Annotated in this window: 29 protein-coding genes and 1 other annotated feature; of the genes, 7 read left to right on the plus strand and 22 right to left on the minus strand. The window is 41.2% G+C overall.

Going from position 1 to position 26702, the window contains the following annotated elements; translation table 11 throughout:
• Positions 1-16 precede the first annotated feature (16 nt).
• The 3 genes from polX to zapA form a co-directional block, all read right to left on the minus strand.
• Entirely contained in the window at positions 17-1735 is a 1719-nt protein-coding gene (gene polX / locus RE409_RS20500) for a DNA polymerase/3'-5' exonuclease PolX (RefSeq protein ID WP_309557985.1), read from the minus strand.
• A gap of 216 nt (positions 1736-1951) precedes the next feature.
• Positions 1952-2485 (minus strand): CvpA family protein, encoded by a 534-nt coding sequence (locus RE409_RS20505; protein ID WP_098175815.1) that lies wholly within the window; start codon positions 2483-2485, stop codon positions 1952-1954.
• Between the two features lie 4 nt (positions 2486-2489).
• Positions 2490-2750 (minus strand): cell division protein ZapA, encoded by a 261-nt coding sequence (gene zapA, locus RE409_RS20510; RefSeq protein ID WP_053347231.1) that lies wholly within the window; start codon positions 2748-2750, stop codon positions 2490-2492.
• A 172-nt stretch (positions 2751-2922) separates the two neighbouring features.
• On the opposite strand from zapA, the gene rnhC reads away from it, so the two are divergent.
• Positions 2923-3876 carry a ribonuclease HIII gene (gene rnhC / locus RE409_RS20515; RefSeq protein WP_207196164.1) on the plus strand — a complete coding sequence of 318 codons (954 nt, stop codon included), beginning with the start codon at positions 2923-2925 and terminating at the stop codon, positions 3874-3876.
• On the opposite strand, the gene RE409_RS30755 is transcribed toward rnhC, so the two are convergent.
• From RE409_RS30755 to RE409_RS20530, 4 genes are all read right to left on the minus strand, one after another.
• Positions 3867-4160, minus strand: coding sequence for an alanine-zipper protein (locus RE409_RS30755; RefSeq protein WP_397444189.1), 294 nt, complete (start codon positions 4158-4160; stop codon positions 3867-3869). The genes rnhC and RE409_RS30755 overlap by 10 nt on opposite strands.
• A gap of 18 nt (positions 4161-4178) precedes the next feature.
• Positions 4179-6593, minus strand: coding sequence for a phenylalanine--tRNA ligase subunit beta (pheT, locus tag RE409_RS20520; protein WP_309557986.1), 2415 nt, complete (start codon positions 6591-6593; stop codon positions 4179-4181).
• 27 nt (positions 6594-6620) lie between these two features.
• Positions 6621-7661, minus strand: a complete 1041-nt coding sequence (pheS, locus tag RE409_RS20525; RefSeq protein ID WP_201250586.1) for a phenylalanine--tRNA ligase subunit alpha — start codon at positions 7659-7661, stop codon at positions 6621-6623.
• A gap of 343 nt (positions 7662-8004) precedes the next feature.
• A complete protein-coding gene (locus tag RE409_RS20530; RefSeq protein WP_056529226.1) occupies positions 8005-8763 on the minus strand; it encodes a TrmH family RNA methyltransferase in 759 nt (252 codons plus the stop codon).
• Positions 8764-8885: 122 nt separating this feature from the next.
• Between RE409_RS20530 and sspI the strand changes: the two genes are divergently transcribed.
• Positions 8886-9095, plus strand: a complete 210-nt coding sequence (sspI, locus tag RE409_RS20535; protein WP_053347237.1) for a small acid-soluble spore protein SspI — start codon at positions 8886-8888, stop codon at positions 9093-9095.
• Between the two features lie 34 nt (positions 9096-9129).
• On the opposite strand, the gene RE409_RS20540 is transcribed toward sspI, so the two are convergent.
• The 7 genes from RE409_RS20540 to RE409_RS20570 form a co-directional block, all read right to left on the minus strand.
• Positions 9130-9513, minus strand: a complete 384-nt coding sequence (locus RE409_RS20540; protein ID WP_309557987.1) for a general stress protein — start codon at positions 9511-9513, stop codon at positions 9130-9132.
• A 190-nt stretch (positions 9514-9703) separates the two neighbouring features.
• Positions 9704-10534 carry a YflT domain-containing protein gene (locus tag RE409_RS20545; RefSeq protein ID WP_201223433.1) on the minus strand — a complete coding sequence of 277 codons (831 nt, stop codon included), beginning with the start codon at positions 10532-10534 and terminating at the stop codon, positions 9704-9706.
• 179 nt (positions 10535-10713) lie between these two features.
• Positions 10714-11469, minus strand: a complete 756-nt coding sequence (locus RE409_RS20550; RefSeq protein WP_201186129.1) for a YsnF/AvaK domain-containing protein — start codon at positions 11467-11469, stop codon at positions 10714-10716.
• 259 nt (positions 11470-11728) lie between these two features.
• On the minus strand, positions 11729-13054 hold the full coding sequence (locus tag RE409_RS20555; RefSeq protein WP_201186130.1) for a (Fe-S)-binding protein: 1326 nt from the start codon (positions 13052-13054) through the stop codon (positions 11729-11731).
• Entirely contained in the window at positions 13051-14463 is a 1413-nt protein-coding gene (gene glcD / locus RE409_RS20560) for a glycolate oxidase subunit GlcD (RefSeq protein ID WP_309557989.1), read from the minus strand. Before glcD ends, RE409_RS20555 begins: the two co-directional genes overlap by 4 nt.
• A 114-nt stretch (positions 14464-14577) precedes the next feature.
• Entirely contained in the window at positions 14578-15693 is a 1116-nt protein-coding gene (locus RE409_RS20565) for a CdaR family transcriptional regulator (RefSeq protein WP_309557990.1), read from the minus strand.
• A gap of 75 nt (positions 15694-15768) precedes the next feature.
• The gene (locus tag RE409_RS20570) at positions 15769-17460 is read right to left on the minus strand and encodes an L-lactate permease (RefSeq protein WP_309557991.1); all 1692 of its coding nucleotides are present in this window, start codon (positions 17458-17460) and stop codon (positions 15769-15771) included.
• 242 nt (positions 17461-17702) lie between these two features.
• On the opposite strand from RE409_RS20570, the gene RE409_RS20575 reads away from it, so the two are divergent.
• From RE409_RS20575 to RE409_RS20590, 4 genes are all read left to right on the plus strand, one after another.
• On the plus strand, positions 17703-18434 hold the full coding sequence (locus RE409_RS20575; protein ID WP_309557992.1) for a FadR/GntR family transcriptional regulator: 732 nt from the start codon (positions 17703-17705) through the stop codon (positions 18432-18434).
• A 179-nt stretch (positions 18435-18613) separates the two neighbouring features.
• Positions 18614-19330 (plus strand): (Fe-S)-binding protein, encoded by a 717-nt coding sequence (locus tag RE409_RS20580; protein WP_201223423.1) that lies wholly within the window; start codon positions 18614-18616, stop codon positions 19328-19330.
• 22 nt (positions 19331-19352) lie between these two features.
• Positions 19353-20783 (plus strand): LutB/LldF family L-lactate oxidation iron-sulfur protein, encoded by a 1431-nt coding sequence (locus RE409_RS20585; protein ID WP_056529253.1) that lies wholly within the window; start codon positions 19353-19355, stop codon positions 20781-20783.
• Positions 20780-21481, plus strand: coding sequence for a LutC/YkgG family protein (locus RE409_RS20590; RefSeq protein ID WP_309557993.1), 702 nt, complete (start codon positions 20780-20782; stop codon positions 21479-21481). The genes RE409_RS20585 and RE409_RS20590 overlap by 4 nt, the downstream gene beginning before the upstream one ends.
• A gap of 60 nt (positions 21482-21541) precedes the next feature.
• Here the strand turns inward: RE409_RS20590 and RE409_RS20595 are convergent, their stop codons facing one another.
• Both RE409_RS20595 and RE409_RS20600 read right to left on the minus strand, forming a co-directional pair.
• On the minus strand, positions 21542-22627 hold the full coding sequence (locus RE409_RS20595; RefSeq protein ID WP_309557994.1) for a M42 family metallopeptidase: 1086 nt from the start codon (positions 22625-22627) through the stop codon (positions 21542-21544).
• A 64-nt stretch (positions 22628-22691) separates the two neighbouring features.
• Complete coding sequence (locus RE409_RS20600) at positions 22692-23180, minus strand: dUTP diphosphatase (protein ID WP_309557995.1); 489 nt, start codon at positions 23178-23180, stop codon at positions 22692-22694.
• 109 nt (positions 23181-23289) lie between these two features.
• Here RE409_RS20600 and RE409_RS20605 point away from each other — a divergent pair, with 109 nt between their 5' ends.
• Positions 23290-23670: a sigma-w pathway protein ysdB gene (locus RE409_RS20605; RefSeq protein ID WP_201186142.1), complete on the plus strand. Its 381-nt coding sequence runs from the start codon at positions 23290-23292 to the stop codon at positions 23668-23670.
• Positions 23671-23734: 64 nt separating this feature from the next.
• Here RE409_RS20605 and RE409_RS20610 read toward each other — a convergent pair whose 3' ends face one another.
• The 6 genes from RE409_RS20610 to RE409_RS20635 all read right to left on the minus strand — a co-directional run bounded on the left by RE409_RS20610 (position 23735) and on the right by RE409_RS20635 (position 26700).
• Positions 23735-24307 (minus strand): TVP38/TMEM64 family protein, encoded by a 573-nt coding sequence (locus tag RE409_RS20610; protein ID WP_201223417.1) that lies wholly within the window; start codon positions 24305-24307, stop codon positions 23735-23737.
• Positions 24308-24370: 63 nt separating this feature from the next.
• Positions 24371-24643, minus strand: coding sequence for a DUF1294 domain-containing protein (locus RE409_RS20615; protein ID WP_053347251.1), 273 nt, complete (start codon positions 24641-24643; stop codon positions 24371-24373).
• Positions 24644-24713: 70 nt separating this feature from the next.
• Positions 24714-25073: a 50S ribosomal protein L20 gene (gene rplT / locus RE409_RS20620; RefSeq protein WP_034309067.1), complete on the minus strand. Its 360-nt coding sequence runs from the start codon at positions 25071-25073 to the stop codon at positions 24714-24716.
• A 35-nt stretch (positions 25074-25108) separates the two neighbouring features.
• Entirely contained in the window at positions 25109-25309 is a 201-nt protein-coding gene (gene rpmI, locus RE409_RS20625; RefSeq protein WP_034309070.1) for a 50S ribosomal protein L35, read from the minus strand.
• A 34-nt stretch (positions 25310-25343) separates the two neighbouring features.
• The gene (infC, locus tag RE409_RS20630) at positions 25344-25844 is read right to left on the minus strand and encodes a translation initiation factor IF-3 (RefSeq protein WP_053347252.1); all 501 of its coding nucleotides are present in this window, start codon (positions 25842-25844) and stop codon (positions 25344-25346) included.
• A 98-nt stretch (positions 25845-25942) separates the two neighbouring features.
• Positions 25943-26079: a sequence feature (ribosomal protein L20 leader region), on the minus strand.
• 126 nt (positions 26080-26205) lie between these two features.
• Positions 26206-26700, minus strand: coding sequence for a GNAT family N-acetyltransferase (locus RE409_RS20635; protein ID WP_053347253.1), 495 nt, complete (start codon positions 26698-26700; stop codon positions 26206-26208).
• Positions 26701-26702 lie beyond the last annotated feature (2 nt).

A 26702-nucleotide genomic window follows, 5' to 3' on the forward strand; every position in this document is an offset into this window, starting at 1 on the left:
TTTTGTGGGCAAATAGTTAGTCATTTCTCTTTAAAAACGTTAATAATCCATCAGTATTCTTAGCATTAAGGACAGTGGATTTTTTAATCCAGCCTTTTTTAGCCGAAGAAACCCCGACCGGCATATGTTCAAGCATGTCAATGCTATGAGCATCGGTATTGATCACAATCGGAACGCCTGCTTCCTGTGCCTTCCGTAAATGAGGCGGAGCCAAATCTAATCGATTCGGGTTAGCATTCAATTCCAGTGCTGTATTCGTTTCGAGAGCTAGTTCAATCAGCATATCAATATCAACATCATAACCAGTTCGTTTGCCGATAATTCTTCCAGTTGGATGGGCGATGATATCAACATGCGGGTTATTTAACGCAGTTTTTAAGCGCTCCATGATCGTATCACGAGGCTGGGAAAAACTTGAGTGGATTGAGGCGATAACCAAATCCATCTCTGCCAACAACTCATCGTCATAATCAAGTGTTCCATCAGGAAGTATATCCATTTCAATCCCTGAAAGCACGGTAAAATCATCATATTTTTCATTCAGGTCATGAATGATTTGTTTTTGCTCACGTAAGCGTTCCACGGTCAGACCGTTAGCCACTTTCAAATATTGTGAATGGTCAGTGATGGCCATGTATTTATAACCTTTGGCCCGGCACGCTTCAATCATTTCTTCAATCGAATAAGCCCCATCACTCCACGTGGTATGCATATGCAGATCACCTTGAATATCTTCTACCGAAATAAGTGGTTCATCTGCATCATATTGCTCCACTTCCGTTCCATCTTCACGTAATTCTGGAGGAATAAACGGCAGTCCAAAATGATTATAAAAGAGTTCTTCTGTTTCAAAAGTCAATACTTCACCCGTCTCAGCCACTTCTACTCCATACTCACTGATTTTCTCACCGCGATCTTTAGCCAGTTGGCGCATCCGGACATTATGATCTTTTGAACCGGTAAAATGATGGAGGGTCGTGATAAATTCCTTATCCTTCACGATTCGGAAATCAACAGATATATCATATTCATAATCAAGTACAACTGACACCTTTGTATCGCCGGCTGCAATCACCTGTCTTATGCCCGATAATGAAAGAAGCTGATCCTTCACCGCTTCGGGATGATCAGTCGAAATAATAAAATCGAGATCTTTAATCGTTTCCCTCATACGACGAATACTGCCGGCTCTTGATGAACGGATGATATATTCCATGTTGGTAATAGCCAATTCAATATCATCCGCAATCGGTCTCATGAAGGCAAGCGGAAGCCGATCAGGCCTTGAACCAGCCTCAGCAATCGCAGACAAAATCTTCTCTTCCGTTTTTTTACCGAAACCGGAAAGTGCCGCGACCTTGCCTTCTTCACAAGCGAGTTTCAGGTCATTCACATCATTGATATGAAGCTCTTTATGCAGCTTGGCAATTTTCTTCCCTCCCAACCCTTGAAGTTGTAAGAGCGGAATCAAACCTTTTGGCACCTGCTCCTGAAGCTCTTCAAGAACAGTCGACTTTCCTTCATTGATATACTCTTCAATGACGGCTGCTGTTCCTTTCCCGATTCCACTTAAAGTGGTAAAATCTTCGATTGCCGTCAAACTCCGATCATCCGTTTCTAAGGCACCTGCCGCCTTGCGGAAAGCTGAAACCTTAAACGGATTCTCTCCTTTTAACTCCATATATATTGCAATTTTTTCTAATAATTTAATGATATCTTTTTTATTTACTGTCATTTTTTTCACCGCCGAAAAAATTAGTAGGGTGTCCCTTATTTTCTTTCTTAAAGATACCTTTCTTGGAGGTAAAGTACAAGCAGTCCGATTCTTACTATACGAATCAACTAGAAAGAAGTTTCATCGTTCTCCATACAAAGGGGCCTCACCCTTTCAAAGTATAGGAATCTAGGACTTTGAGAAAGGTAGATAGGCCCTCGTTTACTGTCATTAAGATTATTTCACAAACCAAAGATCTTTAACTTGTTCGGAAAGGAACGGCGTATGTTTCACTATAGATTCTGCCAGAAAAGAGCCGGTTAATGGTTCCTGAATGGAATCCATTGGCAGCAAGGCAGCTATGTATAATATAATAAACATGATAAGATAGACTTCGACAAATCCTAATATCCCGCCACCCCAGCGATTTAGCTGTTTTAAAATCGGCAGATAGGTAATGAAATTGAGCATCGATCCAAGCATTTGCCAAAGAATTTTGGTAGCGAAGAAAATGATTGCAAAGGCAATAGCGTTGTAATACGCCGTTTCAAGCCCTACTGTCTCGAAAAACATATTAATGGTCGAAGAATCACCTATCGTCGGGAATGGGATCCACAATTTCAAATTGGGAGCAAGATCGCCGTAGAACACATAGGCGACAATGAAAGCTACTATAAATCCAGTCATATGAACAGTTTGTAAAATAAAGCCACGCTTTAAACCGATTAATAAACCGATTAAAAGAATGGCCAAAATTGCTAAATCAAGCATGTACTCAGTCCTTCTCTCTCTTTAATTCCAGTTGAAGCTGGTCTAGTTCATCTTTTAATTTAATATATTCGTGGACGGTATTCACGGCCGTTAATACCGCAAGCTTACTCGTATCCAAATATGGATTTTTCATACTGATTTCTCTCATTTTCTCGTCAACCAGCGAAGCAACCTGGCGCATATGACTCGCGCTTTCTGTACCGACGATTGTATATGGTTGTCCGTATATATCAACTGTTGTTTTATTTCGTTTATCGTCTGACAAAATGATGCCCCCAATCTAAACAATCCTAATTCTATCATATCATGAAGTTTTTCGTCATGAAAGAGAGTACAACGTCATTTCTTGCATAAAATTGCAATAATTTGTCAAACGAAATCGACCTTAGGTTGAGGACTCCCTAAAAAAATAAAATTGAGTTAGGAGTTTACTAATTATGTCTCATGTTGTTTTACTTATCAGTCCTTCACAAATAACGGAAATGAAATCTCATTATTCCTCTTCCTTAGCCGCAAAACTGCCACCAGGAAGTATCTTTTCAGCTAAGCCACCCCTATGTACGGTGACCGCCTATAAATCCGGAAAAGTCCTTTTTCAAGGAAAGAATGCTGAAACAGAAGCGGAAAAGTGGCAGAAAGGTGCCGCTGCTCCAAAGAAAAAAGCAGCCTCTACCGCATCAGTTAATGTCCATCGTTATTCACCGCCTGCCCAGATTGGCACCATGTCTGTTATTGGTTCGGATGAAGTCGGGACAGGAGACTATTTCGGACCCATGACCGTCGTTGCTGTCTATGCAAAAAAAGAGCAGCTGCCTCTATTGAAAGAACTGGGTGTCCAGGATTCTAAAAATCTAAAAGACCCACAGATTATCGAAATTGCCAAACAGATTAAAGATGTAGTGCCATTCAGTCTGCTTACTTGTGATAATCCGAAATATAATACACTTCAGGCAAAGGGGATGTCACAAGGGAAAATGAAGGCCCTCCTTCATAACCAGGCAATAAAGAATCTTATGCAAAAAATCCAGCCAGAACAAGCAGAAGCCGTCCTAATCGACCAATTCGCTCAACCTGATGTATTTTTCAACTACTTGAAAGGCCAAGAACTATTTCAGGCAAACGCCACCTATTTGTGCACCAAAGCGGAAGGTATTCACCTTGGGGTAGCTGCCGCTTCCATCCTGGCACGCTATGCATTCGTAAAACGCTTTGATTTGCTGAGTGAAAAAGCCGGTTTCAAAATCCCTAAAGGTGCCGGCTTTGCTGTCGATGAAGCGGCAGCACGATTGATTCACGAAAAAGGAATCGACTCTTTAAATGAATTTACGAAAACCCACTTTGCCAATACGGAAAAAGCGAAGCGACTATATCAACAGAAATATCATAAATAAGGTAATGGTCTGAGTATTTTTATTTGCTTTACACGTGAATTCGCTCTGTTTACTCGTGAGTTCGCCCTGTTTACTCGTGAATTCATCCCGTTTACTCGTGAATTCGCTCTGTTTACTCGTGAATTCATCCCGTTTACTCGTGAGTTCGCTCTGTTTACTCGTGAATTCATCCCGTTTACTCGTGAGTTCGCCCTGTTTACTCGTGAGTTCGCTCTGTTTACTCGTGAGTTCGCTCTGTTTACTCGTGAGTTCTGATTATAAAAAGACAGCTTCCCAAAATTCAGGAGGCTGTCTTTTTGAAATTATCCTCGTAGTTCTGCGCCAGCTTTTTCTTTAACAGCCGCAAGTACATTATCATGTGCTTTTGTTATATCCTCGTCCGTTAGTGTGCGTTCCGGATCGAAGTATTTCAGTGAGTAAGCGATGGATTTCTTACCTTGCTCCATTCTTTCACCTTCGTATAAATCGAAGATGCCCACTTCTTTCAGCAGCTTTCCACCGGCTTCTATAATAATGCTTTGAATGTCCCCAGCTTTTGTTGCTTTATCAACAACAAGCGCGATATCGCGTGTGGTCGATGGGTAGCGCGGAATGGTTTCATAGGCAATTGGCGCCACTTCCGCTTCAGCTAATGCTTTTAAGGAAAGTTCAAAAATGTATGTTTCTTTAATATCCAAGTCTTTTTGAACCGTTGGGTGCACCTGTCCGATGAAGCCAATCACTTCACTATTCAACAGTACCTCAGCTGTCCGTCCTGGATGCATATCATTGATTTCCGCTTGGCGATAACTGATTTGATCAGCTAAACCTAGTGTATCGAATAACGCTTCAATCACGCCTTTAGCTACATAGAAATCCACGGGTTTCTTTTCGCCTTGCCATAGGTGGGATTCCCATAGGCCTGTGATAGCCCCAGCAATATGTTCTTTCTCTTCAGGAAGCTCTTGTCCATCCTGCTTAAAGAATACTGAACCGATTTCATATAAGGCAAGTGAATCCAGTTGGCGAGCATTATTGTATTTCACGACTTCTAATAATTGTGGCACGATGCTCAAGCGCAATTGGCTTCGTTCTTCACTCATTGGCATTGCCAAACGAATGGATTCGCGAGTCTCCAATGCGAATTGGGCCGCTTTTTCCTGGCTCGTTAGTGAATAGGTTACTGCTTGGTAAAGGCCTGCTCCTTCAAGGGTACGGCGAGCTTTCCGACGTTTGATTTGATAGTCCGTCAATTGACCTGGAGTTGCTGAACCGATTGGCAACGTTGCGGGAATGTTGTCATACCCATATAAACGTGCCGCTTCTTCAACTAAATCCGCTTCAATCGTAATGTCACCGCGGCGGGTCGGGACTGTGATTGTGAACGTTTCATTGTCAAGCTCTACTCCAAATTGCAGGCGTTTGAAGATCGACTCTACTTCAGATACCGTCATGCCAGTACCAAGAAGTGTGTTGATTTTTTCAAGTGTGATGCTTATTACAGCAGGTTCCATTGTTAATTCGTCAACTTCTGCAGTTCCTTGCAGAATTGTACCACCTGCATACTGTGCAATTAATTGAGCAGCACGCTCTCCAGCTTCACGTACCCTGGCTGGATCGACTCCTTTTTCAAAACGGGCACTGGCTTCACTGCGTAAACCGTGGTCTTTTGAAGCTTTACGAACAACGGTACCGGCAAAATAAGCACTTTCAATAATTATATTCGTTGTATCATTTTTCACTTCGGAATTAGCTCCGCCCATCACTCCAGCAATTGCAACCGGCTCGTTGCCATTGGTGATTACTAAATGTTCAGGTGTCAAAGTACGTTCCGTTTCATCCAATGTGACCACTTTTTCTGCATCTTTTGCTCTGCGAATGACAATTTCTTTTGAACCAAAACGATCATAATCAAATGCATGTAGCGGTTGACCATATTCAAGCAAAATGTAGTTCGTAATATCGACTACGTTATTATGCGGACGAATACCTGCAGACATAAGGCGAGTCTGCATCCAAAGCGGTGACGGACCGACTTTTACATCTTTGATGATTTTAGCGATGTATAATGGATTATCTGCTTTCGCTTCCACTTTGACACTAATATAATCTGATGCTTTTTCAGCTGCTTCTTCATTCTCGATAACCGGCCATTTTACTTCCCGACCAAGAATAGCCCCTACTTCGTAGGCAACACCAAGCATGCTCAAAGCGTCAGAGCGGTTTGGGGTTAAGCCAAGTTCCAGCACTTCATCGCTTAAGCCAAGCTCTTCTAATGCATCTTTACCTACTTCCGCATCATTTGGAAACACGAAGATGCCTGTTGCATAGTCTTTAGACACAAGCTTGGATTCAAAACCCAATTCTTGAAGCGAACAAATCATACCGTGCGATTCTTCTCCGCGAAGTTTTGCTTTCTTAATTTTGAAGTTGCCCGGAAGCACAGCGCCGACAGTAGCCACTGCGACTTTTTGACCTTTATCGACATTCGGTGCACCACAAATGATTTGAACGGGATTTTCTGACCCGATATCGACTAGACATTTATTCAATTTATCGGCATTTGGATGCTGTTCACGTTCAAGTACATGTCCGATGACAACTCCTTTAAGCCCTTCACTTTTCTTTTCTACCCCTTCAACCTCAATACCGCTTTTTGTGATTTTGTCAGCAAGCTCTGTTGCATTGATGCCGGAAAGGTCTACATAATCTTGCAACCATTTATATGACACAAACATGGTAGGTCCTCCTTTTTAAAATAAAATTTATGCTTCGTGATGATGGAATTGTTTTAAGAAACGAACATCATTTGTATAGAAGTGACGGATATCATCCACACCGTATTTCAACATTGCGATTCGTTCCACACCGATTCCAAAAGCGAATCCTGAGTATTTTTCCGAATCGAATCCAGCCATTTCAAGTACGTTCGGGTGAACAATCCCGCCGCCCAGCACTTCAATCCAGCCTGTTTGTTTACAGACGCTGCAGCCTTTTCCACCGCAGATTTTACAAGAAATATCAACTTCAACAGATGGTTCTGTAAATGGGAAGAAACTTGGACGAAGACGGATTTCACGGTCTTGACCAAATACTTTTTTCGCAAACACGTCAAGCGTACCTTTCAGGTCGCTCATGCTGATGTTTTCATCGATGACCAGGCCTTCAATTTGTTGGAATTGATGGGAGTGTGTCGCGTCATCGTTATCACGGCGATATACTTTACCAGGGCAAATAATTTTAACAGGGCCTTGGCCTTTATGTTTTTCCATCGTTCTAGCTTGTACCGGTGAAGTGTGTGTACGCATTAGGATTTCATCTGTGATGTAGAAAGAGTCCTGCATATCACGTGCCGGATGGCTTTTCGGCAGGTTTAATGCCTCAAAATTGTAGTAGTCGCTTTCGACTTCTGGACCTTCTGCAACTGTGTAACCCATACCGATGAATAAATCTTCAATTTCTTCTACAACACGTGTTAATGGGTGAAGATTCCCCTTGTTAACCGGTCGTCCTGGAAGTGTAACATCAATGGTTTCTGTTGCTAGCTTTGCATTGACAGCAGCTGTTTCAAGAGCTTTTTGTTTCTCCTCAATTTTTGAAGCGATTGCTTCACGAACATCATTAGCAAGAGCACCGATTTTCGGCCGTTCCTCCGCTGACAATTTACCCATGCCACGCAATACCTCAGTGATAGGTCCTTTTTTCCCTAAATAAGAAACACGGACTTCATTCAGTTCCTTTAGTTCGGAAGCTGCGGCAACTTTTTGCAACGCTTCTTCCTGCAGTTCTAGTAAACGTTCCTGCATCATGTCTTCCTCCTTTATTTTCCTTTTGTAAAAATAAACACAAAAAAACCCCAATCCCAGAAAGGGACGAGGTTTATGTATCGCGGTACCACCCTTATTAGTGCACAAGCAAAAAAACTTCGCACTCACTTCATAAAAATAACGGCTCTTCACCGGAACATTTTTCGGACCCTATGTCTTCCCAATGCCAACTCGAAAGGTGAATTCCCTTAAGCAGCGCCATAAAAATGCTTTCAGTCACGGCATTTTTTCCCTGGTTATGGATATCTTAAGTTACTACTCTTTGTCATCGTTGTTTTCATTATAAAATTCTGTTTTATTATATTATAATTCGTCAGCCGTTTCAAATTGATTTTCGTAAATGGTACATTAAAATCCCAGCCGCAATCCCTACATTAAGAGATTCGCTTTTCCCGTAGATAGGAATATAGAGGTTTTTCGTAGTTTTCTCTAGCAATCCCTTTGCTACTCCCTGTCCTTCATTACCAACAAGCAAAGCAAATCGAGAGGACTTTTCCACTTCTTCAAATGGCGAGGCTCCTTCAAGGGCTGTGCCGTAAACCGGTGTGCCTTTTTGCTTCAATTCATCGATGATTTCAGAAAGGTTTCCTTTGATGACAGGCATATGAAACAGGCTTCCTTGCGTCGAACGGACCACTTTCGGATTATACAGATCTGCACAGCCTTCGCCGAGAATGACAGCATCAATTCCAGCCGCATCTGCCGTCCGAATCATCGTTCCGATATTCCCTGGATCCTGTACCGCATCTATCAACAATAGTTTATCCGGATTAATGGACGCCATACTAATTGATTTCTGCTCACATACAGCTGCAATTCCCTGGGGGGTCTCTGTATCACAAATCGCTTTCATAATATCATTTTTAACATAAATGACTTCTGTGCCTTCTAGTGTAAAATGGGCAGGCATTTCTGTTTCTTCATTAACAATCACTTCAATGACGATTTCTTCTTTTAACGCTTCTTCAACGAGGTGAAAGCCTTCGACTAAATATTTCCCTGTTTTGTCGCGCTCTTTCTTCGTCAATAGCTTTTTCCATTGCTTCACTTGCGGGTTTTTTACGGATTCAATATATTTCAAGGTTAAACGCTCCTTTAACTTCACACTGATTGTCCTATTATAACGCAATTTACATACATATTGCATGCCAGTTTGTGAAATGCTATTAATGTGAGTCATTATGTGTAAGAGGAGGAATAAATGTGAATTTAAACCTAAGGAATGCGATCATTCAAAACGTAACCGGGAATACTCAAGAGCAGCTAGAAGACACGATTGTCGATGCAATTCAGAATGGCGAGGAAAAAATGCTTCCTGGATTGGGCGTATTATTCGAGGTCATTTGGCAAAATTCATCTGAGCAGGAAAAACATGAAATGATTACTGTTCTCGAATCAGGATTAAAAAAATAACAGCCCTCGCAGGCTGTTATTTTTTTGTATTCGCTTACTTCGGCACTACTTTATCAAAGCCTGACTTTAGTTCATCGATAGAGACTTCTTCATCGAGCAGCAAAATGAATTTTTTTGCGCTCACGTCCTCAAGCATCGCTTTTGTCTCAGTAACGGAGTAGCCGTATTTCGTGAAAAAGCTGCGTAAATCTCCAGATCCTTCATCTGTGAAGTAGTGGAAGATTCTCAAAAAAAAAGTGTCCTTATCCTGATTGGCGATGATCAATATATCCGTATGTTCGTTTCCAAGCTGCACATCATTTTTTATATCAGCTGCTACTGTCATTTGGGGGCCAGTAACGCCTTTAGCTTGTAATTCTTGAATTGCAGCAAGTAGTTCCGGATTAGAGTCAAAAACACCATATACGTTTTTTTCCATGTTTCTTCCCCTCCTAGTTACTATACTTAGAATAAATTCCTTAGTAATTATACCTTGCGGCTTGATCAATAAACAAGCAAATTGTCTAATGAGAAATCCTAACTAATCATTAAAGGAATCCTTTGCATAAAAGGATTTCCACCCATTCCTTAAAAAAATAACAGCCTTGCGCAGGCTGTTATTTTGCGTCTTACAGATTATCGGTGTTAACTCGATTTTTGATGTATTCATCTCTCATGATATCCTTTTCCTTTTCTTCTTGCTGCACACTTTCAACATTCGGGTTCATAGTCCGATCCAGTGCCCCTGCTGTATCCAGTGCTTTTTTAGTATCAACAGAAAATGGGTCTACATTGGGGTCGCTCGCTAGTGTTCCATCATAATCCCCAGGCTTTTCCACCTTATATTTTTCGGTGGAGTTCGCCTTTATTTCTCGTTCTTCAGCTCGATTCGTGTTCAGGTATTGATTTTCAAATAAGTTGGCAGAATTCCCATGAAGCTCTTCGCTTTTTCCAGGCTGGGCTTCTACTTCCCTTGTTTGATAAGCATTAGCTGTTGTTTCCGGGAAAAGGTTAGGGTCCGGATTATTCATCATGCCTGTTTTAAGTGGGTTCTCTGCGGTAAGCCTGTCCGCTTTTTGCATGGTGTCGGTAGTTACTACTTCCTCCGGTGATATGGTTTCTGATTCATTCAGGAGAATCAGGAATTTCCCAGCTTGAATTTCGTTTATATAAGCAGTGGCTTCACTATCGGCAAGTCCCATATCTCCTAGCCGGCTCCTCATGTCTCCAGATCCTTCGTTTAAGAAAAAGTGTTTGACCTTTTCAATAAAAGAATCCTTATATGAATTCGTAATGACGTCTACATCCGATTCCTGCTTTTCATTCCCAAAATTCAAATCTTCTTTTTTATCTGCTATTACGGTTATTTCTTCATCACGAACTCCCTTTACTTTGAGAGTTTGTATTTCCTTAATAACTTCCGGATTAGAATCAAAAACACCATATAATGTTATTCCCATGCTTCTTCCTCCTTTGATAATTCCGATTTGAATCTTATGTGTATTTATACCCGGATGGCCCCAAATTAAACAAATGATGACTTACTCCAAAAGCGGTTTTCTAAAATTCCCTCTTGTAAAAAGAATTAGGATAAAAAGAGCCTGCAGTTTAAAAACTGCAGGCTCTTTTTATTACTCTTTTAGAAGCGCTCTTTTCTTCGGTCAGTTGCCTTTTTTTCATGTACGATTGTATCTTCAGTACTATCAAGCTGGATATCTTCTTTTTTGAAGGTATCCTGGACTTGTTCAGTTTCTTGTACAGCATGCTTCTTGATAACAATTTCATCTGTGACAACTGGTATTTTCGATCCTTCCAACTTTTCATCTACAACTGGGATACGCAATGTTTCCCCTTCATTAATACTGCTTGTTTCCAAACTATCCTCACGGCCTCGTCCATTTACTCCATAAACGTCGTCTTTATTTAATGCATCCGTTTTTTCGGTACCGTTATAAAGGGGGTTAGCTGAGTTCGTATCCAGCGTTGTTCCTGACGTTCCAACACCTCTTGCTCCGGTAGTGAATTTGTTTCGTGACGTTCCCAGATGTCCTTCTCCCTCTTCTACAAGAACTAGAACTTTCCCTTGTTCTACATCATAGACATGCTCTGCCGCTTCACTGTTAGAAAGCCCTGCATCCGCTAACCTGGTTGAAAGATCAGCCGTATTATCTGGCATGAAGAAACGTGCTACCTTGTCCATAAAGGATTCGTCGTTTGGAACATTTGTCATCGTATGCACATCAGTTTCTCGTTGATGATTCGTAAAATCTAATGTCTCTTCCTTGTCTGCAACAACCAAAATATCGTCTCCCTCAAAGCCCTTAGCCTTAAGTGCATTAATTGCTTGGATTACTTCTGCATTCGATTCATATACACCATATACTGTTTTATTCATGTTTCATTCCTCCTTAGGTTTTGTTGAGTGGATGTTATATATAAACTCTACCCTCTAGGTCCCTAAGTAAACGAGGATGTAATATTTCATTTTTGATTATATCATTACAATTTTTTCTCAAAACAGAACGGCATTTTACTTGAAACCAAGCCACAGCAAGGGTTTACTCATTTATTGAATTTTAACATTTACCCAAATAATACCATTTATATACTTTCATTAACTACTTGAAGTCAATCAATACATCCGCTTTCTTCTACTATAAAACAACAGCCTCTAAAAGCAGATCCACAATATGAACCGCTTTCGTACACTCGCTCAAGTTTTCTCTTTCGATTCCCAATTGCATTTGTAGCAAACAACCAGGATTTGCTGTAACAACAATATCTGCCTGTGTCGATTTAGTGTGTTCCATTTTCGAATCGAGAATTTTCATAGACATCTCTGATTCTACAATATTATAAATCCCAGCTGAGCCGCAGCAACGATCGGCATCTTTCATTTCCCTAAAATCAATTCCTTCTATCGATTGAAGGAGAATTCTCGGCGCCTTTGAAGTTTTCATCACATTCCGTAAGTGACAGGAATCTTGATATGTCACTGACTGTGAGGGCAGTTTCAAGCGAACTTTTTCCTGAAAACGTAAATCCACAAGAATTTCGCTGATATCTTTCATTTTGTTTTTAAAAGTAATGGCCCGTTCGTACCACTCCGGCTCATCTTGAAGCAAATGATCATAATCAATAAGGAATGCTCCACAACCGCCGGCATTTGTAATAATATAATCGACTTCGTCCGCTTCAAACGCTTCAATATTACGCTTGGCTAGTTGTTTTGCGCCTTCTTTTTCACCACTATGACCATGCAGGGCTCCGCAACAAGCCTGGGCTTTCGGGATTACGATTTCACATCCAGCCAGCTGCAGAAGTTTTAGTGTAGCCTTGTTTGTATCCAAAAACATTGTATCCATTAAACAGCCGGAAAAGAAGGCTACCTTTTTGACCGGATTTCCTATCGCAGGCAGCTCTGTTGGCCGATTTTTCATTTCGGATTTTTTGGGAACTTTCGGCAGCACTTTTTCCATGTTCGCAAGATTATCCGGAAGGATGCTTAGGACACCAGTTTTACGAGCAATGTACTGAAGACCAGAACGCTGGTAAAAGCCCAGTAAACTTGTCATGTTCTGCATCCGCTCTTGATGAGGAAATAATCCGTTAAAAGCCGCCTTACGCATCGCTTTTACTGGAAGACTGTGTTTTTTATTCTGATGGATGATATCCCTCGCTTCTTCTAGTAGATGTCCATATTTAACACCGGAAGGACAGACTGGCTCACATGCCCTACAGCCGAGGCAAAGGCTTAAAGAACGCTCTACATCTTCATCCGGTTCAATCAAGCCATCCGTCACCGCTTTCATAAGTGCAATACGGCCCCTTGGTGAATGGGATTCCTTTAATCCTGATTCAATATATGTCGGGCAATGGGGTAAGCAAAAGCCGCAACGCATACAATTAAGCAATTCATCCTCATTCATTTTCTCCGCAAATTGGTCGGCAATGATTTCCCTCTCTTGGACTGTCGTCACGATGACACCACCACCCTTTTCCTACTTTCTTTGGCGAATACCTTGCCTGGATTCATGATGTTATTCGGATCGAATGCCTGTTTAATTCCCTTCATCGCGGCAATGCCCTCTTTTTTCAGCTTCCATTCAAGGTAAGGGGCCTTCATGGCTCCAACTCCATGTTCACCGGTAATCGTGCCTCCAAGGTCAATAGCCACAGCAAAAATGTCGGCAAAGGCAAGCTCTACTCTCTCCATTTCGTCATGATCACGGGCATCAGTAATACACGTTGGGTGAAGATTTCCATCCCCAGCATGACCAAATGTACAAATGTTCACATTATGTTTAGTAGCGATTTCATTAATGGCTCTAACCATTTTGGCAATTTCCGAACGTGGTACTGTAGCGTCCTCTAAAATTGTCGTAGGTTTCAAACGTGCGAGTGCAGAAAGAGCTGTCCGTCTCGCCGTTTTCAAGGCCACTGCATCGAGTTCCGTTTCAGCAATTTCAACAGAGACAGCTTTTTCCTCTAGACAGATATCCGCCATTCTTTTCATATCACGTTCTACAACTTCTGGCGGTCCATCCTGTTCGATTAGGAGAACTGCTTCCACATTGGTAGGCAAACCGATTTTCGCGAAATCCTCAACCACTATCAAGGTTGGCCGATCAAGAAATTCAAGGGTGACTGGAATGATTTTATTTGAAATGATTTTAGCCACAGATTGGGCCGCAGCATCCAGGTCTTGATATAAAGCAAGCATGGTCTTTGTCGTTTCCGGAATGGGAATCAGTTTTAAGATCGCTTCCGTTACGATACCAAGTGTGCCTTCTGAGCCAACAAACAGCTTTGTTAAATCATAACCGGCTACATCCTTGGCAAGCTTTCCTCCTGTTCGAATGATGTCCCCATTCGGAAGAACTACTTCAAGCCCGATAACATAATCACGAGTGACCCCGTATTTTAAACCTCGTAATCCACCAGAGTTCTCATTTATATTGCCGCCAATTGTGGAAATCTTCATCGAACTTGGATCGGGCGGATAAAATAAGCCCTTCTTTTCAACCGCAGAAATCAAATCCAATGTGATAAGCCCAGGCTGGACCGTAGCCGTTAAGTTTTCCTCGTCTATTTCAAGCAATGAATTCATCCGATTAAATAAAAGGACAAGGCCCCCTTCAGTCGGGCATGTGCCTCCGCTCAAATTCGTTCCCGAGCCGCGTGGAATGATAGGAACTTTGTGTTCATTACAAACTTTGACGATTGCGGCCACTTCATTCGTGCACCCTGGTTTAATAACGGCATCCGGCATCGATTGATATCCCGGCGTTGCATCGTATGAATAAACAAGGCATTCCACTTTAGAATCATCGTAATTTTCCGGACCAACAATGCTCAGTAGTTGTTGCTTAACCTGTTTTGCTAACATATACATCCCCCTTATGTAATAAAAATAGTTCACGAATTTTTTATGTAGTTTAAGTATAGAAAAAAGCCAGTCCATCTTCTATGTATGAACATATAGACTTTCTGGCATTTAATATTATTTATTTGTATGTTTATCTAAAATTTGTACAGCTAGATACATAGTGACTAAATCTGACAGCTTCCTAGGATTTAATTGGGTCAACTCTTCTATACGTTTGAGCCTGTAATGGAGAGTATTAATGTGTATATGCAGGGCTGCAGCGGTTTCTTTCAAAGAAAGATCACAGGAAAAATACATGGACAGCGTTTTAAGTAACTCCTCGTTAAGAAGTAGGTTCTCAATTGTCCGGGTTAAATATTCCTTTCTTGTTTCAGGGGTAACTTCATCGAGCAGGACTTCGAGCTTCAAGTCCTCATCAAATACAATATTCGATGAAGAAAGCGCAATTTTCAAGGACCGTTCTGCTTTAAAAAAGGCTTGTCTAAATGCGGAACCTGGTGAACGTGAACTAGCCCCCACGCTCACTTTATATCCGGAACTTTCCTCAAGTTTTTTTTGCAATTGGCTTAATTTCGTTAATTGGTGGGTTTTTGAACCGATAAAATCAGCTAATGAAAGAATGACGAACTGGTTCCTTCCCCAACGAACTACGATGTCCTTTGGGTGCTGCTGCCTTATGTAAATCTGCAGCGTCCTCCACACATGCTGTTCAATGATTTTTTCTGTCTGAAATTCACCAAGAATGATAATTCGGTCAACCATAACATCAATTCCCAGCAGCTTTGCCTTCTGAAGGAAAGACTCATTGAACCTTTGAAGCTGATGCCATTCAAACACAAAGAATTCCATCAGGCGGGACTGCGATTCTTCTTGTTCGATATGGTAGCTTTCCTGAATAAACATCTCCGTCATCTTTTTTAAAAGTTCTGCATATGGAGAAACCTGTTTGGGATCACCGGTAATACCAATTACACAAACGGCTTCCTGATTAAAAAAAATGGGCAGGTTGATTCCCGCCTTTACCCCTTTCCAATGTTGTTCATCTTGTTTATTGATAATCAGTTTCTCACGGTTTTTAAAAGCATGGATGGCTCCTTCATGGTAGGAACCAATACGACTTTTATCCGTGCTGGCGATAATCGTTCCAGCATGATTAATAATGATGATTTCCTCATCAATCAACTTTCGAACCTCATGAACTAATTTTTCTGCCACAGCTGCTAAATGCATAAGTTGCCTCCCTTCGTATAAGATTATAAAAGCATAGAGGACTCTCCCTTTTCAAAAGGGAGAGCCTCATTCAAATTATGGAATCATCCAGGATAGGACGCCATTTTGCAAGAAAGTAATTATACAAACAAGCAGCAATAAGAACAAGCTATGTTTAATCGTGAATCTCAATAATTCTGATTCCCTGCCTGCCAATCCTACAGCAGCACAAGCAATGGCAATCGATTGAGGCGAGATCATTTTACCGGTAACCCCTCCGGATGAGTTCGCCGCAAGTGCCAGAACCGGTTCCATCCCTACCTTAAGTGCTGTAACTTTCTGAAGACTGCCAAATAAGAGATTAGCAGATGTATCGGATCCAGTAATAAACACCCCTAGCCAACCGAGAACCGGTGCAAAGAACGGAAACAAATCCCCTGATTTTGCAAGTGTCATTCCTAATGTTGTCGACATGCCAGAAGCATTCGTTACGTACGCAAAAGCCACAACAGAAGAAATCATCAAGATTGGTTTTGCCAACTCTTTCATTGCTTCGGCAAAAGTGTTAAAGAAAACTTTTGTAGAGATGTGTGCAATAAACTTCGTAACGATTGCAGCCAGTAATATAGCTGTACCCGCTGCCCCGAGCAATTCTATTTTGAAGAAAGCGGCAATCGGTAATCCATTGCTCCCGATAATCTCGTTATGCAGACTTGGTACTTCAATTTGGAAGATTAATAGTTTTCCAATTTCATTGATGCCGCTCAGTAACATATTGTCACCTTCATAATGTCCAGAGAGCGCAGGTTTTATTGGATTTATCCCCCATATCGTTATGAAAAGCGTTAACAAAAGGAATGGTGACCATGCATGGAATATTTGCCATTTCGTATACCTTTTTTCCACTTCCACTGAATCATCCAATGGTTCAACAGCTGCTGCAGTTTCTTCAGACGCAAACCGGAAGATTGTTTTAGGCTTCCAAAATTTCAGGAAGATTGCTAAAGCAAAAAGTGACACTAGAGCAGAAAGGATATCCGGTAACTCAGGTCCAAGAAAATTCGAGCTAAAGTATTGGGTAATTGCAAAGGATAGACCAGAAACCAAGATAGCTGGCATAACCTCAAGCGATCGTTTCCACCCAGTCATAATCAAAATGAGGTACAGAGGAATGAACGCTGAAAGGAATGGCAGTTGGCGACCGACCATTTTTGAAATCTCCATGGCAGCAATCCCCGTAGGCCCTTCCATAGCAATAATCGGTATTCCAACGGCCCCAAATGCGACCGGAGCTGTGTTGGCAATTAAACAAATGCCAGCTGCATATAGCGGGTTAAACCCAAGACCTACTAAAAGTGCTGCGGAAATCGCAACCGGTGCTCCAAATCCAGCAGCCCCTTCTAAAAAGGCCCCGAAAGAAAACGCAACCAATAAAGCCTGAAGGCGGCGGTCTTCGGTAAGCGAAAGAACCGAAGATCGAATAATATTGAATTGTCCGCTTTTAATTGTCATTTTGTACAAAAATACTGAAGTGATAATAATCCATCCAATTGGCAGTAGCCCGTACACCGCCCCTTGCGAAGCAGACATTACGGCCTTTCCTGCTGGCATTCCATACACAAAAACGGCAACTGCAAGGGCCACTAGCAACGTCGTAAGACCAGCAATATACCCTTTCATTCGCTTGATCGTAAGAGCCCAGAAAAAGTAAATAATTGGGATAAGTGCTGCAATGGAAGATACGACTAAATTATCGATAATCGGCGTAAAGTTTTGTGTCCATGTCATTCATTTCGACTCCTTTTGCTTAATTTTTAAAAATTTCAGAAATTATGTATCAGGTGAAAACCCTTACATGTCTAAATATTCAAAGTCATCAGATGACTTGATGAGTATTTATTTAAATTAAATGATAAAAAATATAAAATCAAGATTTTTTTTAGATTTTTAATCTTCGACAAGTGAGAAAGATCGTTTGTGTTATATAATATTAACCAGAGAAACTCATAGAAAATAGAGGTGTTTACTACTTGGTATATAAAAAAATTAAACCGAAAAAAATTTATGAAGAAGTCAGCGAAGAACTTTATGAAATGATTCGGTCAGGCACCCTGAAACCAGGTGAACAATTAGACTCCATTCAACAGCTTGCGGAAAATTTCCAAGTCGGACGACCGGCAATCCGTGAAGCATTAAGTGCATTAAGTTCAATGGGACTCATTGAAATCAAACAAGGAGAAGGAACATTTGTTAAAACATTTGACCCTAGCATCATGAACCTCCCATTAACTGCTGCTCTTTTGATGGATAAGGACAATATCAAGCATTTGCTAGAGGTTCGGAAAATCCTTGAGTCAGGAGCGGCTGAAGTGGCTGCGAAGAAACGAACAAATGAACATCTTACTGAGCTTGAGTTCAGGCTTTCTGAAATGGAAAAGGTGACTGAAGATGAAGAACTGAGTGATAAAGCTGATATAGCCTTTCATGTCGCAGTCGCAAACGCTTCCCAAAATGAATTGCTCATTACGCTGATGCATCACGTTTCAGAGTTAATGACGGAAAAGATGCGTGATATTCGGCGAATTGCTCTATATTCCGAAGAAATGACACTTAAACGACTTTACCAACAGCATGCGAAGATTTATGACGCGATTGTGGCGCAAGACGAAGCAAGAGCCCGCAACGCTATGCTTTTTCACCTTCAAAACGTTGAGGAATCATTAGATAAAGTCATCCTCACTAATCAGCAAACAAATATTTGATTATTCATTAAATTTCAAAAATACTCTATACAACCAAGGAGAAAATTGGTATATTATTTTGAAAACGATTTCTTCATTTATAATCCTGGAAATTGGTATTTTCTCTAAACCATTTCCTTTTTCTATTATCTAGTCATCGGATGACCTGTTAACCTATTTTAAAAAAGGAGGAGACCAAATTGAAAGTAACTCTCTTTGCAACTTGTTTAGTTGATTTGTTTCAATCCAATGTCGGAAAAGCAACAGTAGAACTACTCGAGAGATTAGGCTGTGAGATTGATTTTCCAGAATCGCAGATTTGCTGTGGACAGCCGGCATACAATAGCGGGTATACAAAGGAATCAAAGGAAGCTATGAAAAAGATGATCCAAACGTTCGAGGATGCTGAATATATAGTAACCCCCTCAGGTTCCTGTGCGGCTATGTTCAAAGAATATCCAGTCCTTTTTAAAGGCGATGCTGAATGGGAAACGAAGGCTGCTGCATTGGCGGCAAAAACATATGAATTGACCCAATTCATCGTGAACGTTCTAAAGGTAACTGATGTTGGCGCAACATTTGAAGGAAAAGCGACTTATCATGCTTCCTGTCATATGACTCGGCTTCTTAAAGTGAAAGAAGCCCCAGCCATTTTGTTAAGCCATGTTAAAGGACTGGAAATGACACCTCTTCCGGACGCTCAAAATTGCTGCGGATTCGGGGGAACCTTTTCAGTTAAGATGGGGGATATATCCGAACAAATGGTCGAGGAAAAAGTCTGCAATATTGAAGATACCGGAGCCGACTTTTTAATTGGCGGCGATGCAGGATGTTTAATGAATATCGGCGGACGTATCCAACGTAAGGGTCAACCTATTAAAGTTCTACATATTGCCGAAGTATTGAATAGTATTTAAGGAAAGCGAGGAGGGATAAACCATGGCTATGAAAACCAGCTCTGCCAAGTTTAAAGACCGAGTGGATGAAGGAATACATAATGATTTTATGCGACTGGCGGTATCGAGTGCCCAAGAACGATTACACGGACGGCGGCTGACTGCCGTTGATGAGTTGGGAAGCTGGGAGGATTGGCGGTCCCTTGGGGAAGAAATCCGACAGCATGTGCTTAGCAACCTTGATTTCTATTTGCATCAGCTTGCAGAAAATGTTTCGAAACGAGGAGGTCATGTCTTTTTTGCTGAAACAGCTGAAGAAGCAAGCGGATACATTAAGGACGTTATCGTAAAAAAGAAGGCCAAAAAAGTCGTGAAATCCAAATCGATGGTCACGGAAGAAATTAATTTAAATGCCACTCTTGAAGCTGTTGGACTTGATGTCGTTGAAACAGACCTCGGTGAGTACATTTTACAAGTTGATGATCATGATCCGCCTTCCCATATCGTCGCGCCTGCTCTCCATAAAAACAAAGAACAAATAAGGGATGTTTTTAAAGAGAAGCTTGCCTATACGAAAACCGAAAATCCGGAGGAGCTTACCGCTCATGTCCGGGGTATTCTTCGGAAAGATTTCTTAAGTGCGGATGTTGGCATTACCGGCTGTAATTTTGCGATTGCAGAAACTGGCTCGATTGGTTTGGTAACGAATGAGGGAAACGCTGATTTAGTCACGGCCCTGCCAAAAACGCAAATTACCGTGATGGGGATGGAACGGCTTGTACCTACATTCGATGAATTTGAAGTTCTTGTCAGTTTATTGACAAGAAGCGCGGTCGGTCAAAGATTGACCAGCTACATTACCGCACTTACCGGTCCACGTGATGAAGGGGATGTCGACGGACCTGAGGAATTCCACCTTGTCATCGTCGATAATGGCCGCTCTTCCATTTTAGGAACTGAGTTTCAATCTGTTCTCCAATGCATTCGCTGTGCAGCCTGTATCAATGTCTGCCCGGTCTATCGCCAGGTTGGCGGCCATTCCTATGGTTCCATTTATCCGGGTCCAATTGGTGCTGTGCTTTCACCATTACTTGGTGGCTATGATGATTTTAAAGAACTACCTTATGCATCAACTCTTTGTGCAGCTTGTACCGATGCCTGTCCGGTAAAAATCCCTCTGCATGATCTGCTAAGAAAGCATCGTGAAGTCATCGTAGAAAAGGAAAAAATGGCTCCCTTCTCTGAAAAGATGGCAATGAAGGCATTCGGAATCGGCGCCGCTTCTCCAATGCTTTATAAGTTTGGTTCAAAAATGGCCCCTTCAGCTATGTCCCCTTTTAAAACGGGAGATATCATCTCAAAAGGTCCCGGACCACTTAAAACTTGGACCGAAAGCCGTGAATTCCCAGCTCCTAGTAAAGAAAGCTTTCGGGACTGGTTTAAAAATCGCGAGACAGGAGGGAAGCCATCATGACTGGAACTATCCAAAATGAAGGCACGTTTTTAAATAAAATTGCCAAAAACCTAGGAAGAGCTCTTATAACCGAAGGCATAACCCGTCCTGTTTGGAAGCACGCTCCCCAATTCGAGGTTTTGAAACATGCGACACCAGATGATCTTGTCAACGAATTACAGGAGCAGTGCAAACGGGTCCATACGCAGTTTCACCTTACCGACTCAAAGCAAGTTGCACACCTTTTAAAACAGGTGATTGAGGAACTTGGAAATGGACAATTAATCATTCCAAAAGATAATCGATTCTCTGACTATCAGTTAGTTGATGTGCTGAATGAAAAAGGTGTCCACGTTTGGGACCATCAAGCAGGGAAAAAAAATATCGAACTGGCAGAAAGTGCTAATATCGGAATTACATTCAGTGAAATAACACTTGCGGAATCAGCGACCGTCGTCTTATTTAGCGGTAAGAACCATGGCCGTTCCATCAGCTTCCTGCCCGCTTGTCATGTTTCCATTATCCCAAAGAGCACCATCGTTCCGCGAATGACACAAGCTGCAGCGGCCATTCGTTCTAAAGTTAATCGCGGTGAAATCGTTCCTTCCTGCATTAATTTCATAACCGGACCGAGCAATTCCGCTGATATCGAAATGGACCTTGTCGTTGGCGTTCATGGTCCAATTAAAGCCGTCTATATAATTGTCGAGGATAAGTAACTATCAATGAAAAAGGAGAGGCCCTTTAAAGGAGCCTCTCCTTTTCTAAATTTCTCTATGTTATTCGTAAATAATACGGTCCACTGCTTCACGGTCGAGGCGTTTGATCACTTCGAAAATTAGTTTAACTGCATTTTCATAATCATCACGATGAAGCATTGCCGCATGTGAATGAATGTAGCGTGTTGCAATCGTAATTGCCAGTGCAGGAACTCCATTTGCTGTTAAGTGAATGGAACCTGCATCCGTTCCACCGCCTGGAATCGATTCATATTGATAAGGAATGTTCATTTCGTCAGCCGTGTTGGTAACGAAATCCCGCAGTCCTTTATGAGCTACCATCGATGCATCATATATAACGATTTGCGGACCTTCACCCATTTTACTCATCGCTTCTTTATCGGTTACACCTGGTGTATCACCAGCTATACCGACATCAACGGCAAAACCAATATCCGGCTGAATTTTGAACGTTGACGTTTTAGAGCCACGTAGACCAACCTCTTCTTGTACTGCGCCAATCCCGTATACAACATTCGGATGGTCGCTATCTTTCAACTGTTTAAGGACGTCAATAGCGATTGCACAGCCAATTCGGTTGTCCCAAGCTTTAGCAAGCAACATTTTTTCATTATTCATGACTGTGAATTCAAAATACGGTACAACCATATCGCCCGGCTTAACGCCCCATTCCTTTACTTCTTCCTTGCTAGTTGCACCAATGTCAATAAACATATCTTTAATCTCTACCGGCTTTTTCCTCGCTTCTGCTGACAAAATATGTGGCGGCTTTGAACCGATAACCCCAGTTACATCGCCTTTATTTGTGACGATCGTCACGCGTTGAGCGAGCATCACCTGTGACCACCAGCCTCCTACCGGCTGAAAACGCAAAAATCCTTTATCATCAATTTGAGTTATCATGAAACCAACTTCATCCAAATGTCCAGTAACGACGATTTTCGGACCGTTTTCATCACCTGTTTTCATAGCGATCAAACTTCCCAAACCATCAGTCGATATTTCATCCGCGAAAGGGGTTATGTATTCAGCCATTACTTTTCTTACTTCACTTTCATTTCCAGCAATGCCTTTAGCATCCGTTAAATCTTTCAGCATCCTTAAAGTTTCATCCAATTGAGCCATGCATTTACCTCCCTCTTTTTTACACTACAAGAATAATTATACAAAATATCGGTTGCACAAACAATTAATAGCCTTGTTTTTGTCTTTCGTAATTCACTTCATTTTTGGTGACGTATGCATTTTCCACATCCTCTGCGGAAAATCCTAGCAACTTCCCTAAATGTAGATATTCAGCAAAAACCTTTTGAAACGCGGACTCTGTTAATTGCACACGAAACTCGTTGATGTACCCGTATATCAAAGTGAATTGAGCCGTTAAATCAACATGACCCATTTTGAAAGCCGATGAAACTTTTGGTACAAAACTCTTTTCAATCCCAAGTGACAAAATAAAGTGAATGCCATCCACGTATTCAGCCAAAATCGTTTCTTTATCCGAAGGACCTTTAAGACTCCAGAATTTAAAACATCTCGTTTCGTTAGCCAGCTCCCCAAGCTCCACTAAAAGAGCAAGAGTCTTCCGCTCGACCAAGTTTTCTGCACCCAGATCGTGCTTTGTCTCTATATGCTTATCTAAGGCCGCCTGCATGTCCATCAATTTTGCTATGTTCACTTTTATCACTACTTTCTATCTTAATCCCTTAAATTATAACAAATAAATGAAACTTATTAAAAACCCATACGTAAATGAAAGGAATCACTCTGTTTAGGGAGGTAGCTACATGGTGTTAATATTGCGGTTCTTAATTTTGGCTCTCATCATCTTCTTAATATATACGGCTATCAAATACCTATTTAATCCAAAACGAAAATTAGAGCTGGCACATGAACAGAAAAATTTCTTTCTGCTCGATGATACAAAGAATATACACAAGAATTTTTTATTGACGTACAATGGGGTTATGTTTGAAGGGGAAAAGTATTTAGGAACGACGGAACGCTCCTTCGAGGTTATCTCCATCTTCATTTGGCCTAAGAAAATAGCCGATTTGAAAGGTTTGAAGCGCAATGACTTTTTAAAAATCGAAGCATCCATAAAAAAACAATATCCGGATGCCTTGATTGATTGGAAAAGCCCTGTAAAGGAATTTTTGGATAACTAAAACATATCGAGTGGTGTTACAACTACGTACTTAAGAGCCTTGAGGAAATTACACTCAAGGCCCTTTATTTATCATGTGAGCGGAAAAATTCTTTCCAGGGAACGACCGTCTGCTTTTCTCTTAATAAATAAAGCAATAAGGTTAATGATAATAAAATAATGACGATTAATGTCGGGCTGAAATCTGCAATATAATGGCCAAACACTGTATATACGAAGGCTACAGGGATATTCGTCATGAAGGATAAATAAAAATAGTTTTTCAACCCTTTATTGGATTCCAACAAGCAAAGCGACAATAAATAAAAGTGTATAAACGGAATAAGCCTCAGCACCGCAATTTGTCGGCTGTTAAGCTTTCGGTTTCCAAACAGCTTATTTTTAAGTCGTAGAAGCTTATCCTTCGTTTTCGGAAATTTACCTATTACAATATAAAAGGCCATACTGGACAACGTCAAACCGATTATGGAATAGATAGTTCCAAATGCTGCACCGAATAAAACACCGCCAGCCATGCAAACCACGATAACAGGAATGAATAAAAATTGCCGTAATAAATGAAAGGTAATAAAGATTAATGGCGCAAACACGCTGCCGGATTGAACGTAGCTCATCACAAGTGTCAGTTTATCATTCATGTTTTCCCCCCAGCTACTCTTTGTTGCTTCTACAAGCATATACACTAAACGAGCTACATATGACTATCGAATTAAGATCTTGATAAGTAACCCTATTTGGATGACCATCAAAACCGGCAGTCCCCACTTAAAGGAGGTATGCTTCGTTTTATGATGGAAATGTTTCATTCCAAGAAAGGTCCCAGTTCCCCCACCTATGACTGCCCAAAACCAGAGTGTCTTTTCGCTGATACGATACTTCCCATTGCGTGCTCTCTTTTTGTCGACTCCCATTATGACAAAGCCTACGATGTTAATGATAAACATAAAGGCAAGTATGATCCAAACTCCTTGCATTCCTCTCTCCCCCTTTAAATATGTAAAAAGCCACCCTCTTGAAAAAGAGAGTGGCTGATATCAGTCAGACTTATTTGTCTAATTGTTGTTTAGCAGCAGTTGCTAATTGAGCAAAAGCTTGTTCGTCAGCAACAGCAAGATCAGCAAGCATTTTGCGGTTTACTTCGATACCAGCAAGCTTTAAGCCATGCATTAAACGGCTATAAGAAAGACCGTTGATGCGAGCTGCAGCGTTGATACGAGTAATCCAAAGTTTGCGGAAATCACGTTTTTTCTGACGACGGTCACGGAAAGCATAGTTTCCTGACTTCATTACTTGTTGGTTAGCTACTTTGAAAAGAATATGTTTCGCGCCATAGTAACCTTTAGCTAATTTTATTACCTTTTTACGACGTTTGCGAGTAACAGTACCGCCTTTTACACGTGGCATGTTATTTCCCTCCTATTTAACTCGATAAATCGAACTTATTTAATATTGTCTAGCATATGACGAATACGTTTGAAGTCACCTTTGCTTACAAGGCTAGCTTTGCGAAGCTTACGCTTTTGCTTAGTAGATTTGTTAGCAAATAAATGGCTTGTGTAAGCGTTAGAACGCTTAAGTTTGCCGGATCCAGTCTTTTTGAAACGTTTAGCAGATCCGCGGTGAGTTTTCATTTTAGGCATAAGGTATTCCTCCTCATTACAAATTACTTTACAATTACTTTTCGGCTTTTGGTGCTAAGATAATGAACATGCTGCGTCCGTCCATTTTTGGATGTTGCTCGATTGTAGCCACTTCTTTACATGCTTCAGAAAAACGAACGAGTACACGTTGACCAATTTCCTTATGTGTAATAGCACGTCCTTTGAAACGGATAGAAGCTTTTACTTTATCGCCTTTTTCAAGGAATTTAATACCGTTGCGAAGCTTAGTATTGAAATCATGTTCTTCAATCGTCGGGCTCAAACGAACCTCTTTAAGACTGATAACTTTTTGATTTTTACGTGCTTCCTTGTCTTTCTTTTGCTGCTCGAAGCGGTGTTTTCCGTAGTCCATAATCCGGGCTACCGGAGGCTTTGCATTTGCAGCAACTAAAACTAGATCAAGATTTACACGAGCGGCAATTTCCAATGCTTCGAGTTTCGTTTTAATTCCAAGTTGTTCTCCGTTTTGGTCAATAAGACGAACTTCACGGGCTCGGATGCCCTCGTTTACCATCGCGTCTTTACTAATAGTTAGCCACCTCCAAAGATATTGGCGAATACGAATATTTGAATCAATTCGGTCACGCTCACAACTCGCTTACAGGATATAATCATAATAAAAAAGTGTGGATGCATGCTGCACCCACACTGATAGACTAATTCAGAAAGATCCAAATAATCAAATCATGACCTGTTAACTGCATCGTTTGCGTCAACCAGGTGAGAAGCGGGTGCTTCTTCTTTTCCTCAAACACGTATTCAATTCACTTTAGAAATATATCATAAACACTGATGACTTGTCAAATGCTAATTTATTCGTTTTTCACAACAGAATTAATCTTATCAGACATTTTGTTATTTGACAATACGTTTTTTTAAAGAAATTTAGACAAATAGTATTCGTCATGATACATTTCATCGAAAAATAATGAGTCCCGCTTCGTACCTTCTAGTACAAAACCCATCTTTTTATAAAGGGAAAGTGCTGGTTCGTTGTTAGCAATAACTGTCAATTCAAGGCGCCGGATTTCATATGCCAGTGCCTGCTCCTCCATTTTTTGAAACAGCTTCGTTCCGACTCCTTTTCCTCTCTCTTGTTCGGATATGCCGATGACAATTTTGGCAGAATGCTTTGTTCTGCTAAGTTCATTGCCCAATAATATGAGATATCCTATCAAGTCGTGGCCGCTTGCTGCAACGAGGAAAATGGAGCGGGGGTTATTTTCAATTTGCTCGATTTGCCTCTCCAATTTGTTCTCTGTTGCTTTTCTTTCACCCGGATTGTACAACATGAACCCGGAATCTTCAACATGATTGAACAGAGCTGCCAATTTTCCCGCATCTTGCCTTGTAGCCTTCCGTATCTCCATTT

Source organism: Peribacillus sp. R9-11, assembly GCF_031345095.1.
In the GTDB taxonomy this organism is placed as follows: Bacteria; Bacillota; Bacilli; order Bacillales; family DSM-1321; genus Peribacillus; species Peribacillus butanolivorans.